This is a genomic window from Plantactinospora sp. ZYX-F-223, assembly GCF_039649625.1.
GTDB lineage: Bacteria > Actinomycetota > Actinomycetes > Mycobacteriales > Micromonosporaceae > Plantactinospora.
The window spans coordinates 110,563-124,053 of the sequence record NZ_JBDJAV010000026.1 but is presented as its reverse complement, the minus strand read 5'-3'; the positions used below and the strand labels follow the sequence as shown (position 1 = coordinate 124,053).

11 protein-coding genes are annotated in these 13,491 nt (G+C 72.7%); 5 read left to right on the top strand and 6 right to left on the bottom strand.

Annotated elements, in window-relative coordinates:
• Positions 1 to 16: 16 nt before the first annotated feature.
• From AAH979_RS25525 to AAH979_RS25515, 3 genes are all read right to left on the bottom strand, one after another.
• Positions 17 to 1,624 carry an MFS transporter gene (locus tag AAH979_RS25525; protein WP_346260651.1) on the bottom strand — a complete coding sequence of 536 codons (1,608 nt, stop codon included), beginning with the start codon at positions 1,622 to 1,624 and terminating at the stop codon, positions 17 to 19.
• A 9-nt stretch (positions 1,625 to 1,633) separates the two neighbouring features.
• Complete coding sequence (locus AAH979_RS25520) at positions 1,634 to 2,329, bottom strand: SDR family oxidoreductase (RefSeq protein ID WP_346260650.1); 696 nt, start codon at positions 2,327 to 2,329, stop codon at positions 1,634 to 1,636.
• Between the two features lie 118 nt (positions 2,330 to 2,447).
• Positions 2,448 to 2,918 (bottom strand): MarR family winged helix-turn-helix transcriptional regulator, encoded by a 471-nt coding sequence (locus tag AAH979_RS25515; protein ID WP_346260649.1) that lies wholly within the window; start codon positions 2,916 to 2,918, stop codon positions 2,448 to 2,450.
• 114 nt (positions 2,919 to 3,032) lie between these two features.
• Here AAH979_RS25515 and AAH979_RS25510 point away from each other — a divergent pair, with 114 nt between their 5' ends.
• From AAH979_RS25510 to AAH979_RS25500, 3 genes are all read left to right on the top strand, one after another.
• Positions 3,033 to 3,917 carry an NmrA/HSCARG family protein gene (locus tag AAH979_RS25510; protein ID WP_346260648.1) on the top strand — a complete coding sequence of 295 codons (885 nt, stop codon included), beginning with the start codon at positions 3,033 to 3,035 and terminating at the stop codon, positions 3,915 to 3,917.
• A 196-nt stretch (positions 3,918 to 4,113) separates the two neighbouring features.
• Entirely contained in the window at positions 4,114 to 5,640 is a 1,527-nt protein-coding gene (locus AAH979_RS25505) for an alkaline phosphatase D family protein (RefSeq protein ID WP_346260647.1), read from the top strand.
• A 14-nt stretch (positions 5,641 to 5,654) separates the two neighbouring features.
• On the top strand, positions 5,655 to 7,190 hold the full coding sequence (locus tag AAH979_RS25500; protein WP_346260646.1) for a hypothetical protein: 1,536 nt from the start codon (positions 5,655 to 5,657) through the stop codon (positions 7,188 to 7,190).
• A gap of 100 nt (positions 7,191 to 7,290) precedes the next feature.
• Here AAH979_RS25500 and AAH979_RS25495 read toward each other — a convergent pair whose 3' ends face one another.
• Together AAH979_RS25495 and AAH979_RS25490 are read right to left on the bottom strand one after the other, a co-directional pair.
• Entirely contained in the window at positions 7,291 to 8,526 is a 1,236-nt protein-coding gene (locus tag AAH979_RS25495) for a deoxyguanosinetriphosphate triphosphohydrolase (protein ID WP_346260672.1), read from the bottom strand.
• A gap of 37 nt (positions 8,527 to 8,563) precedes the next feature.
• A complete protein-coding gene (locus AAH979_RS25490; RefSeq protein WP_346260645.1) occupies positions 8,564 to 8,917 on the bottom strand; it encodes a VOC family protein in 354 nt (117 codons plus the stop codon).
• Between the two features lie 492 nt (positions 8,918 to 9,409).
• Between AAH979_RS25490 and AAH979_RS25485 the strand changes: the two genes are divergently transcribed.
• Positions 9,410 to 9,916 (top strand): roadblock/LC7 domain-containing protein, encoded by a 507-nt coding sequence (locus AAH979_RS25485; protein ID WP_346260644.1) that lies wholly within the window; start codon positions 9,410 to 9,412, stop codon positions 9,914 to 9,916.
• Positions 9,917 to 10,089: 173 nt separating this feature from the next.
• A complete protein-coding gene (locus AAH979_RS25480; protein WP_346260643.1) occupies positions 10,090 to 10,548 on the top strand; it encodes a hypothetical protein in 459 nt (152 codons plus the stop codon).
• A 114-nt stretch (positions 10,549 to 10,662) separates the two neighbouring features.
• On the opposite strand, the gene ppdK is transcribed toward AAH979_RS25480, so the two are convergent.
• Positions 10,663 to 13,371, bottom strand: a complete 2,709-nt coding sequence (gene ppdK, locus AAH979_RS25475) for a pyruvate, phosphate dikinase (RefSeq protein WP_346260642.1) — start codon at positions 13,369 to 13,371, stop codon at positions 10,663 to 10,665.
• Positions 13,372 to 13,491: the final 120 nt, after the last annotated feature.

Here is a 13,491-nt window from a genome sequence, read left to right as displayed (position 1 = left end):
TCGGCGGGAGAACGCGTCAGGGGTTGGCCTCGGCCGGCAGCAGGTGGCTCACCTGCGGTACCCCCTCGGCGTGTTCCAGCGCCCGCAGCTCGGCGGCCTGGTCCGCCTTGGTCAGCCGGCCGCCGTGCTGGCGCAGGTGCTCGTCCCAGGAGGGCAGCTCGTAGACCTCCACGAAGAGGTCCGCCGACTCGCCCTCCCGGAACAGGCCCCAGCGCGACGCGCCGGTGCGCTGCCGGGCCGCCCGGACCTCCTCCATGGCGGCGACGAACCGCTCCCGCTGCTCCTCCCGGACCGTGTACGTCAGCACCACCATCACCGGCCCGACGCTCGGGTCCGGCTCGTGCACCAGTTCGAGGTCGGGCCAGTGCGTCGCCGGGTCCCGCTCCACGGCGCGCAGGTCCGGCAGCGGCCACATCTTCACGGTCAGCGCGCCGAGGATCATCAGCAGCCCGGCGGCGACGTGCGCGAGGACCAGGCTCGCCGTGTCGGCGACGACGCCCCAGACCAGCGCGCCGATCGCCTGTCCGCCGGCGAAGGCGACCTGGTAGACGGCGAGACCGCGGGCGCGTACCCAGCCGGGGAGGAAGAGCTGGATCTCGGCGTTGACGTTGGAGAGCACCGTCACCCAGGCCAGACCGGCCGGCACCAGCGCGACCAGCACGACCGCCTCGATCGGAACCAGCGCCACCACCAGCATGGCCGCCCCGTAGGTCAGCCCGGCGACCAGCAGGAAGAGGTTCGGCGAGAACTTGGCCCGAACCCAGGGCAGCACCAGCCCGCCGGCCACCGCCCCGACGCCGAGCGCGGCCAGCAGTACGCCGTACCCGCCGGCGCCGAGCCCGAGCCGCTGGTTGGCGATCAGCGGCAGCAGCGCCCAGAGTGCGCTACCGGGGACGATGAAGAGCAGCGCCCGGAGCAGCAACCGCTGCACGATCGGCGAGTGCCGGACGTACCGGCCGCCGGCCCGGAGCGCCGCGGTGAACCGTTCCGGCACCTCGACCGAGCGGGAATTCCCGGCCCGCCAGCGGATCAGGGTGAGCGCGAAGAAGAGGAAGGCCAGGGTGTTGAGGGCGAAGACCAGCGGTACGCCGGTCCAGGCGATCAGCAGGCCGGCCACCGCCGGGCCGACCGAGCGGGCCACGTTCACGCTGATCGAGCCGAGCCCGGAGGCGGACTGCAACAGGTTGCGCGGCACCAGGTCGGGGATGACCGCGGCCCAGGCCGGCAGGGTGAGCGCCTGCCCGACCCCGAAGGCGAACGTGAGGGTGAGCAGCAGCGCCGGTGGCATCCGCCCGGTCGCGGTGAGCAGGGTCAGCGCCACCCCCACCGCGACGATGAAGAACTGCACGGCGATCAGCAGCCGCCGCCGGTCGAGGGTGTCGGCCAGGGCACCGGCCGGCAGCGCGAGCAGCAGGATCGGCAGGGTACTGGCGGTCTGCACCAGGGAGACCAGGGTGGAGGCGTTCCGTTCGTCGATCAGCAGCCACTGGGCGCCGACGGTCTGCATCCAGGTGCCGATGTTGGCGACCAGCATCGCCACCCAGAGGCTGCGGTAGGTCGCCACCCGCAGTGGCGCCCACGCCGAGGGTGGCGGCTCGGCGGAAGCCGGCCCGGCGCTGACCATCGCCCCGGGTTACCAACGTCCGTCGGCGCGGAGCACCCTCTGCCCCGAGACGTAGAGGTCGTCGGCGCCGAGCAGCAGCAGCCGAACGACCTCGGTCGCCACCTGCTCGGGCCGCGCGAAGATCGTGTCGAGGAAGTCGGCGCCGACCCGTTCCTGCAGCTTGGTGGGCATCGGGCCGGGGTGGATCTCCATCACCTTGATGCTGTTGGTGCCCTGCGCCTCGGCCAGCGACTCGACCAGGCTGGTGCCGAAGCTCTTCGTGGCCCGATAGAGCGGGATGCCGGGCCGGGGCACGTCGGTGGCGAGCGCGCTGACGTAGACGATGTTGCCGTACCCCTGCTCGTGCATCTGGAGCAGCGCCTCGTGCATCAGGTACGCCGTACCCAGCACGTTCACCTCGATCGCCCGGCGGATCATCTCCGGGGAGAGTTCCTCCAGCTTTCCGCCGGCCCACATCGCCGCGCAGTGTGCCAGTCCGTCGATCGGGCCGTACCGGGCGACGATCTCCGCCAGGGCGTCCCGGATCTGCTCGCTGCGGGACATGTCGCAGACGATGCCGTCGCAGCCCAGTTCGTCACGGGCCCGGGACACCTCGTCGGGGACGTTGCCGAGGATCACGACCCGGTGATCGGCGGTGAGGATCCGGGCGACCTCTTTCCCGAGCCCGCTGGTGCCGCCGTCCACCACGAATGTCCTGGCATCCATGCCCACTCCAGCTCCTCGTCAACGACGCGGTCCTATCAAGGAGCGTTCCACCTGCGGCGCGGGTGTGCGGCCATGATCGGGTAATCTGCGGCGGCGATCTCCGCCCCGGGACCGGGATTCAGCAGGGATCGCCCGGCTGGTCGAGCTTGGCGGAGTCGAGGAACGCGGTCAGCAGACCGGCGAGTTGCCGTCGCTGAGGGCCGTCCAGCCCGCCGAAGATGCGTTCGCTGATCTCGGCCTGGAGTGTGCCGAGCCGCTCTGCCTGGGCCGTGCCCGCCTCGGTGAGCCGCAGCCGGAAGGCACGCCGGTCCACCGGGTCGACGACCCGCACCGCCAGTCCCTCGGACTCCAGTGCGTCGGTGATCGGGGTGAGCGCGCGGGCGGTGACCCCGAGCTGCGCGGCCAGGTCGCCCATCCGACTGCTCGGGGCCGTGGCCAGGGCGAGCAGCAGCCGGACCCGGGCGGCCGAGAGACCCGACTCGGCGAACTGGGCCTGTCCGAGCCGGGAGAAGGTACGCCAGGCGCTGCCGAGCAGTTGCCCGAGGCGTACGGCGTCGTCGTCGGCCGGCGGTTCGGCTCGGCTTGACATCGGTGTCCCTCCCGGAAATACTTCCCGCAGTAATAGTGAATAAGGTAACCATCACCTGGTTCGCTATCACCGTACCCGTACCCGTAGAACTCACCGCGACGGAGGACTGCAGCCGTGCCGACGAGCCCCACTCCAGCCGGTGACCGACGGATCATCCTGGTCACCGGCGCAACCGGCAACCAGGGCGGTGCGGTGGTCGACGCGCTGCTCGACGGCGGCTGGGCGGTCCGCGCCCTGACCCGCGATCCCGCCGGAGCGCGTGCCCGAGCCCTCGCGGCCCGCGGCGTCGACGTCCGCGCCGGTGACCTGGCCGACGCGGGCTCGCTGCGCCCCGCGCTGGCCGGTGCGCACGGCGTGTTCGGGGTGCAGAACTCGCGCACCGCGGGCCTTGCGGGCGAGGTCCGGCAGGGCCGGACCCTGATCGACGCGGCGGTCGCGGCCGGCGTGCGGCACCTGGTCCAGGCCTCGGTGGGCGGGGTCGATCGGGTACGCGGCATCCCGCATTTCGACACCAAGTGGCGGATCGAACAGCACCTCCGGGACACCGCGCTGGACTGGACCATCCTCCGGCCGACCACCTTCACCGAGGTCTTCACGATGCGCGGTGCCAGCATCGGGCTGAGCGTGATGCTGGCCGCGCTCGGCTCCGACAAGCCGCTACAGATGGTCGCCGTACCCGACATCGGGGTCTTCGCCCGACTCGCCTTCACCCGCCCCGAGGCGTACGTCGGCCGGGCCGTCGAACTCGCCGGTGACGAGCTGACCGTGCCACGGATCGCCGAGACGCTGCGCGGTTCCGGTCGCCGGGTCCGGCTGGCCCGGCCACCGAGGGCCCTGCTCCGGCTGATGGGACCGGAGGCCCGGATGCTGTTCTGGTTCGGCGAGTCCGGTTACGCGGCCGACATCGCGGCGCTCCGTCGGGAGCATCCGGGGCTGCTGACCCTCCGGCAGTGGCTCGACCTGCCGGGCCGGGGCGCCCCGGCGCACCGGGTCGGCTGACGGCACTCCTCCGGCCGCCCGCCGGACCGAGGGCTCCCAGGGCTCCCAGGGTGCACGGTCCACGAGGGACCGGGTGGGGCGGGCCCGCGAGCGAGGCCGCATCGCATCCGCCCGGCTCGATGCGACAGCCCGGCGTCATCTGGGGTTTCGCGACGGTGCTTGCCCCGTTAATCCGGGGGCCCCAAGGTTACCGGCCATGAGGAAGATCAATCGCCGCATCTTCGTCCTAGCTGGACTCGGTGCCGCCGGTACGGCGGCGCTACCGCTGCGGAATGCCCTGGCCGCGACCCCCTACCCGTTCAAGCTGGGCATCGCCTCCGGTGAACCGGCACCGGACAGCGTCGTGCTGTGGACCCGGCTCGCCCCGTCGCCGCTGAACGCTGACGGCCAGGGCGGAATGGCCAACGCGGACGTCACCGTCGAATGGCAGGTGTCGACCGACGAACGGTTCGGCTCGCTGGTCGCCTCCGGCGCGGTCGCCGCCCGGTACGCCGACGCGCACTCCGTGCACGTGGTCGCCGGTGGCCTCGCCCCGGACGCCGACTACTTCTACCGGTTCCGGGCCCAGGGGCACATCTCACCGGTGGGGCGTACCCGGACCGCGCCGGCGGCCGGCAGCTTCGGCCGGGACCTGGTGATGACCTTCGCCTCGTGCGCGCACTACGAGTCCGGCTACTACACCGCGTACCGGCGGATGGCCGAGGACAACCCGGGGCTGGTGCTGCACCTCGGCGACTACCTCTACGAGGACGCGACCACCACCGGCTCGGTACGCGAACACGTCGGCGCCGAGATCGTCTCGTTGGCCGACTACCGGCGCCGGTACGCCCAGTACAAGTCGGATCCGGACCTCCAGGCGGCGCACGCGGCCGCGCCGTGGCTGCTGGTACCGGACGACCACGAGGTGGAGAACAACTACGCCGGCACGGTGCGGGAGAACAACACCCCGGCGCTGACCGCCGCGCAGTGGACCGCCCGGCGCACCGCCGCCTACCGGGCGTACTACGAGAACCTGCCGCTGCGGCCCAGCTCCGCGCCGTCCGGCAACAGCATCCCGCTGTACCGCCGGATCAGGTGGGGACAGTTGGCCACCTTCCACATGCTCGACACCCGGCAGTACCGGGACGACCAGGCCTGCGGGGACGGCCGCAAGGTCTGCGCCGACGCCGACCTGCCCGGCCGTACCCTGACCGGCGCCGCCCAGGAGGCGTGGCTGCTCGACGGCCTCGGCCAGCGGTTCGGCACCTGGGACATCCTGGGTCAGCAGGTCTTCTTCGCCCGCCAGCTCGACGCGGCCGGCGCCGCCAACATGGACTCCTGGGACGGCTACCGCGCCTCCCGGTCCCGCATCCAGCAGGGCTGGGTCGAGCGCGGCGTACGCAACCCGCTGGTGCTCACCGGCGACGTGCACCAGGCGTGGGCCAACGACCTCAAGGCGGACTACGCCAACCCGGGTTCGGCGACGATCGGCACCGAGCTGGTCTGCACCTCGATCTCGTCCGGCGGCAACGGCTCCGCCGACACGGCGATCCCGAACGGCAGCGTCAACCCGCACATCAGGTTCTTCTCCAACCGGCGCGGCTACGTGCGTACCACCATCGGCCGGACCCAGCTCCGGGCCGATTTCCGGGCGGTGGCCAGCGTCACCGAGCACGGTGCTCCGGTCTCCACCGTCGGTTCGTTCGTCATCGCCGAGGGCCGCCCGGGCCTCCAGGCCGGCTGAGAGGAAGTACCCCGTTGACCCCCGTCACCTCGCTGCTCGTCACGACCCTGCTGGCGGTACCGGTACCGGCCGGACCGGGGTCCGTCCTCGACCCCGTGCCCGCCGGGAACCCCGCACCGGCCGTGAGCCCGACGGCTCCGCGCCCGGCGGGTGGTTCCGCCACCCCGACCCCCGGCAGCCCGACCCCCGCCAGCCCGGCGACCCCGACCCCGGGTGACCCGGCGACGCCGACCAGCCCGGCCGGACCCACCTCGGGCCGCCCGGCGACGCCGACCGGCACCCCGACACCGACCCCCGCCGGTACGGCCCAGCCGGTGCCGCCGGCCCGGACGGTCCCGCCGGCCCCCGGCGGCGTGGCGGTCGCGGCCGCGCCGGTCACCTGGACCACGGCGAACAGCACCGCCACCGGCGACCAGGACGTACCGGCCATCGCCGCCAACCGCAACGGCCGGGTCGCGGTGGTCTGGGAGGACGACCGTGACAGCACCGCGCCGGAGGACGACGTCCACTCCGAGATCTACCTGCGGGTGTTCAACAACGGCACCCCGGTCTACGAGCTGAAGCTCTCCGCCGGGGGCACCGCCGGGACGAACTGGAAGCACGTCACCCCGGACGTCGGCATCGACGACCGGGGCAACGTCGTGGTCGTCTGGGCGGACGACCCGGACGGCAACGGCTTCTACAACGTGCCGTACCGGGTGGTCTCGCCCACCGGCAGCGTGCTCACCTCGGGTCGGGCCAACGCCTCGGCCGACGGCCAGCAGCTCCATCCCAAGGTGGCGGTCGACCCGGACGGCGCCCCGAACAGCACCACGGCGGTCGGCTTCAGCGTGGTGTGGGAGGACGTCCAGGGCACCGCGCCGGCAACCGTCCGGGTCGCCGGCTACACCAACAACACCACCAAGGCGTACGAGGTACCGGCCAGCCAGTCGACCGGCGAGCACCACCGGCCCGACGTGGCGGTCTCCGCCTCCGGTGACGCGCTGGTGGTCTGGGACGAGGACGGCGACGCGAACGGGTCGTACAACGTGGGCCTGGCCCGGTTCGCCCGGTCGAACGGCGCGGTGAACCTGTCCCGCCGGATCGCCAACTCGGCCAGCGGCGGCCAGCAGCGCCGCCCCGCGATCGCGGCCAACTTCACCGGCGACTTCGCCGTCGCCTGGGAGTCCGACCACACCGGCACCGCCGGGGTGTGGCTGCGCTCGTTCACCAGCGCGGCGGCGGCCCGGCACGACGACGTCCAGGTCTCCATCGCCGAGGGGGCGGTCGCGCCGACCGTCGGCCTCGACGACCAGGCCAACGCGGTGGTCGGCTGGACCGTGGCGACCGCCGCCCAGGACATCGCGGCCCGGGGTTTCAACCCGGACGGTACCGGGACCGGCCGGCTGCCCGGTCAGGTGCTCGGGCAGACCACGACCGGTCGGCAGGAGCAGGTCGCACTCACCTCGTCGCCGTGGGGCGAGGTCAGCGTCTGCTACACCGACGACAACGACGGCAACTCGTTCGACCAGATCATCCTCGGCGTGGACGGCTCCAACTCGGACTGGTGACGGCGCGACGACGGTGCCGGTCAGCCTGCGGATCGCGGCTGGCCGGCGCCTCGTTCCCGAGCCTCGCCGGTCCGGACGGCTTGCGGGCCTCTCGGGCCGGTCAGGAGGCGGTGAGTCGTCGGTGCCAGGCGACCGCCGCCGGGTCGGTCAGCGAGGCGACCTGGTCCACCACCACCCGGAGTCGGGCACCCTCGTCCGGCGCCGCCTTCCACAGCGGCGCGAAGACCGGGTCGAGTGCGTCCGGTGCCCGGGTCAGCAGCGCCGTCACCAACTCGGCCAGGATCTCCCGCTGGCGCTCGTACCAGTCCTGCGCGCCGGGGCGGCGCATCACGTAGCGCAGCGCCATCCCCTTCAGCAGCGCGCACTCGGCGCGGATCCGCCGGGGGACGACCAGTTCGGCGGCGTACCGGCGCAGTGGGCCGGTACCGTAGCGCTGCTCGGTGGCCTCGACCGCCGCCGCGACGAAGCGCCCGGTCAGCACGCTGGTGCTCGCCTTCAACGCGGCCAGTGCCCGGTGACTGCCGTCGTAGTCACAGAGCGGGCCGAGCACCGGGTCGGCGAGCAGCTCGGCCAGCACCTCGGCCAGGTCGTCCGCAGACTCGGTCGAGTACCGCCCGGCGACGTCGGCGCAGAGCGCGGCCCGCTCGTCGGCGTCGGCCCGCAACTGTGCCAGCCGGAGTCGCAGGTAGCCGCCGTGGATGCCGTCCTCGACGTCGTGCACCGAGTACGCCACGTCGTCCGCCCAGTCCATCACCTGTGCCTCCAGGCAGCGGACGTCGCCGTCCGGGACGCCCCGGCGCAGCCAGCCGAAGGTGTCGGCGTCGTCGGCGTACACCCCGAACTTGCGCTGTCCAGGCCGGCGCGGCCAGGGATATTTGCAGGTGGCGTCGAGGGCCGCCCGGGTCAGGTTGAGCCCGGCGGAGCTGCCGTCCGGGCCGTACACCTTGGCTTCCAGCCGGGTCAGCACCCGCAGCGTCTGCGCGTTGCCCTCGAAGCCGCCGCAGTCGGCGGCGAGCACGTCGAGCGCGGCCTCGCCGTTGTGCCCGAACGGCGGGTGCCCGAGGTCGTGTGCGAGCCCGGCCACGTCCACGATGTCCGGGTCGCAGCCGAGCCGGCCGCCCATCTCGCGGGCGATCTGGGCGACCTCCAGCGAGTGGGTCAGCCGGGTACGGAGGAAGTCGTCGGTCCCGGCGGTGTGCACCTGGGTCTTCGCGGCCAGCCGTCGGAACGCCGCCGAGTGCAGCACCCGGGCCCGGTCCCGCTGGTACGGGCTCCGCCCGTAGCCGCTGTCCTTCGCCGGCTCGGCCACCCGGCGCTCCGCGTCAGGCTGGCTGATCACGCCACCGATCTTCACCCGGCCGACCCCGGCCCCGTCAACCCCGCTGGGCGAGTACGCAGAACTCGTTGCCCTCCGGGTCGGCCAGCACCGTCCAGGTGTCGTCCGGCGACTGCCCGACATCGACGTGCCGGGCCCCCATGTTGACCAGCCGCTCGACTTCGGCCTCCTGGTCGGTCGGGCGGAGGTCGATGTGCAGCCGGTTCTTCGTCTCCTTGCCCTCCGGCACCGGTACGAAGATCAGGCCGGGCAGCGTGTCGGGTGTGCGGCGGATCTCCACCTCGTCCGGCAGCTCGGCGACGATCTGGTAGCCGAGCGCCTCGGCCCACCAGCGCGCGAGCCGGGCCGGATCGGCGGCATCGACCACCAGGTTCTCCCACACGCTGCCCATGGGCCACACCTCCGTTGCGAGGGAAACGAAGTTCGCGTGTCGCTCAGGTTACGCCGGGGTTCCTGACTCGGGTGCGCCAACGAACGCCCGACACACCAGGCGGTTGACCTGCCCCTCCGCACGCAACCGCCAAACAGCCGAGAGTTGCCGGACGATCGCTGATGGTCATGGGACGGCGTCGCGACCTCGCTCGGTGTAGCGTGCCGGAGTCGGAAGGTTACCGGGCGGGGAACCACCGACCCCGGCGGCGGTCGGCAGCGGGCGGCGCTCCACCGGGGCGGCAGCCCCGATCCCGGGCGGCGCGGACCGCGCCGGACGGCGACCTGGCGGCGCCGCCGGGGAGTAGCCGGCGACGTCGAGCGGCAACGAACCCCATAGGGCAACGAACCCCATAGCCGGAAAGCGACGTCGAGCGGCAACGAAGCCACCGACGGAAGCGACGGCACCGAGCAAAGTCCAGCGGCACGGACCAACGCCAAGGAGAAGTCACCAGTGAACACTGATGCCGCCCTGCTGGCCGAACTGCACCGGCTGCGCCGCGCGGTGCCGGAGATATCGGGTGCCGTACTGGCCGCCGTGGACGGGTTACTGGTCGTCAGCGACCTGCCCGGCATCGACCCGCACCACATCGCCGCCCTTTCCGCTGCCGGGCTGGGGATCGGTGGCCGCTTCGCCAACCTCGTCGGGCACGGGCCGCTGCGGGAGTCCGTGGTCCGGGGCGCCGAAGGCTGCGTGGTCGTCTACCCGGCCGGTGAGGACGCGATCCTGACCACCGTGGTGCACCCGGAGACCGACCTGGTCCGGCTGCACGCCGAGGCCCGGCCGACCGCCCAGCGACTCGGCGCGCTCTGGGACGCCGTCCGGCAGCCGACGGTGGCGACCGCGATCCCGCCGGCCACCGACCCGGACGCGCCGCTGGCCACCCGTACTCCGATGGCTGCCCTTCCCGCCGGCCTCTGGTCCTCCTCCGAGGACCGGCGCTCCCCCGGCCGGCAGTGACCGGCCGGCGCCCGGGGCGGCGTCACCTTCCGGCCGGCGCCCGGGACGGCGTCACATTCCGGCCGGCGAGCCGAGCGGCTGGTCGTCGTAACGGCTGCGGGCCAGGTCGATGTCGGCGGCGTGCCGGTCCGCCCACTCGGTGGCTGGCGGAGGCGGCCTCGGCCGGGATCGTGGTGAACGCGCTGCCGGGCGCGGTGTCGGTACGGGTGCTGCGCGGGCTGCGCCCGGCCCTCGCCGGTGCGGTACTGCTCGACGTCGCCAACGCGGTCGAGCAGGGTCCGGACGGCATCGCCACCGCCCTGCACCATCCGGGCGGCAGCCTGGCGGTGGAGATCCAGCGGGCGCTGCCGGAGACCCGGGTGGTCAAGACGCTGAACACGGTCGGCCCGGCCGAGCTGATGACCGCGCCGACCAGCCTGTCGATGCCGTTGTCGGCGTTCCTCTCCGGTGACGACCCGGCGGCGAAGGCGGTCGCCGCCGATCTCCTCGGCTGGCTGGGCTGGCCGGCGGAGTGGATCGTCGACCTGGGCCCGCTGTCGACCGCCTGGTGGCCGGAGAGCTTCGTGCTGATGGTCCGCCCGCTGTTGGCGGCGTTCGGGCCGGTGCCCTTCGGCCTGGCGGTCGCCCGCTGACCGCGACTGGTCGTCGGCCCGGCACCGGTGGTGAGCGGCGTCGGTCACCACCGGTACCGGGCCGACAGGTGGGCAGAGATGTCGACGGGCGGGAGAGAACGGGAGTACGGAGGGTCAGCGGCTGTCGGAGCCGGTGGACTCGACCACCGCGCGGCCGGCCTCCAGCCGGGCCACCGGCACCCGGAACGGCGAGCAGGAAACGTAGTCCAGTCCCACGTCGTGGAAGAAGTGCACCGAGTCCGGGTCGCCGCCGTGCTCGCCGCAGACCCCGAGCTTGAGCCCGGGCCGGGCCGCCCGGCCCTCGTCGGTGGCGATCTGGACCAGCCGGCCGACCCCGTCGGCGTCGATCGACTCGAACGGCGAGATGCCGAAGATGCCCAGCTCCAGGTAGCGCCAGAAGAAGGCGCCCTCCACGTCGTCCCGGGAGAAGCCCCAGCCCATCTGGGTCAGGTCGTTGGTGCCGAAGGAGAAGAACTCGGCGGCCTCGGCGATCTGCCCGGCGGTCAGCGCCGCCCGGGGTACCTCGATCATGGTGCCGATCAGCACCTCGACGGCCTGCTCCCGGGTCACCTCCGCGATGATCTTCTCGGCCTCGGCGCGTACCGTCTCCAGCTCCTGGACCGCGCCGACCAGCGGCACCATGATCTCCGGCTTCGGGGTGCCGCCGGCCTTGGCGCACTCCACCGCCGCCTCCACGATCGCCCGGACCTGCATGGCGAACAGGCCCGGGATGACCAGCCCGAGCCGGACCCCGCGCAGGCCCAGCATCGGGTTCTGCTCGTGCATCCGGCGTACCGCGCTGAGCAGGGCCTCGTCCCGGGCCGCGTCCTCGCCACGCTCGTGCGCGACCGCGACGTGCACGGCCAGTTCCTCCAGCGAGGGCAGGAACTCGTGCAGCGGCGGGTCGATCAGCCGGACGGTGACCGGCTGGCCGTCCATCGCCCGGAAGACCTCTCCGAAGTCGGCCCGCTGCAAGGGCAGCAGCTCGGCCAGCGCCGCCTGCCGCTCGTCGTCGGTCCGGGCCAGGATCAGGCGCTCGACCAGCGTGCGCCGGTCACCGAGGAACATGTGCTCGGTCCGGCACAGGCCGATCCCCTCGGCCCCGAACCGCCGGGCCCGGGCCGCGTCCTCGCCGGTGTCGGCGTTCGCCCGGACGCCCAGCCGCCGCTGGGCGTCGGCGTGCGTCATGATCCGGTGTACGGCGGCCACCAGCGGATCGTCCGTGGTCTGGCCGTCCACGCTGCCCTCGAAGTAGCGCACCACCTCGGAGGGCCAGACCGGCACCTCGCCGAGGTAGACCTTGCCGGTGGTGCCGTCGATCGAGACCACGTCCCCCTCGGAGACCGTCTGGCCGTCCACGGTGAGCTTCCGTTGCCGGACGTCGACGTCGAGCGCGTCGGCGCCGCAGACGCAGGTCTTGCCCATCCCCCGGGCGACCACGGCGGCGTGACTGGTCTTGCCGCCGCGCGAGGTGAGGATGCCGCGCGAGGCGATCATGCCGGGCAGGTCGTCCGGGTTGGTCTCCCGGCGGACCAGGATGACGTCCTCGCCGGCGTCGGCCAGCTCGACCGCCCGCCGCCCCTCGAAGACCACCTTTCCGACGGCGGCGCCCGGCGAGGCGCCGATGCCCTGGGCCAGCGGGGTCGGGTCGGCGTCGAGCTTGAACCGGGGGAACATGAGCTGGGCGAGCTGGGCGCCGTTGACCCGGTGCAGCGCCTCGTCCAGGTCGATCAGGCCCTCGTCGACGAGTTGGGCGGCGATCACGAACGCGGCGGCGGCGGTGCGCTTGCCGACCCGGGTCTGCAACATCCACAGCTTGCCGCGCTCGATGGTGAACTCGATGTCGCAGAGGTCGCGGTAGTGCCCCTCCAGCCGGGCCATGATCGCCAGCAGTTCGTCGTACGCCGGCTTGTTCAGCTCTTCGAGCTGTTGCAGCGGTACGGTGTTGCGGATCCCGGCCACCACGTCCTCGCCCTGGGCGTTGGCCAGGTAGTCGCCGTAGATGCCCTGGGCGCCGCTGGCCGGGTCGCGGGTGAACGCCACCCCGGTGCCGGAGTCCGGCCCGAGGTTGCCGAAGACCATCGCCACGACGTTGACCGCGGTGCCCAGGTCGGCCGGGATCCGCTCCTGCCGGCGGTAGAGCACGGCCCGCTCGGCGTTCCACGACTGGAAGACCGCGTTGATGGCGAGTTCGAGCTGTTCCCGGGGCTGTTGCGGGAACTCCCGGCCGGTGTGCTTACGGAAGATCCTCTTGTACGCGTCCACCAGCGCCCGCAGGTCGGCCGCGTCGAGGTCCAGGTCGTTCTCGGTACCCTTGGCCCGCTTGGCGTCGTCGAGGGCGTGCGCGAAGTCCTCGCCCGGCACGTCGCAGACCGTCTTGCCGAACATCTGGATGAGCCGCCGGTAGGAGTCCCAGGCGAACCGCTCGTTGCCGCCGGCCTGGGCGGCCAGGCCGGTCACGCTCGCGTCGTTGAGCCCGACGTTCAGCACCGTCTCCATCATCCCGGGCATGGAGAACTTGGCCCCGGAGCGGACCGAGACCAGCAGCGGATCGGCCGGATCACCCAGCCGCTTGCCCATCCCGGCTTCCAGCGCGGACAGGTGCGCGTCGATCTCGTCGGCCAGCCCGGCGGGCTGGCTCCCGGTGCTCAGGTACGCCTTGCAGGCCTCGGTGCTGATGGTGAACCCCGGCGGAACCGGCAGCCCGAGGTTGGTCATCTCGGCCAGGTTCGCGCCCTTGCCACCGAGCAGGTCCTTCAGGTCCTTGTTGCCCTCGGTGAAGTCGTAAACGTACTTGTGTCCCGCCGTCTGCTGCGCTGTCAACGGACCCTCCCACGTGCGCCGTTCGACACTGAACGAAGGTTTAGCCGCTCTGTACGTACCCAGGGGACGGTTGCCCGTACCAGCGGAAAACCGCCGGCTACTGGTGGGCGAAGGCTAAGC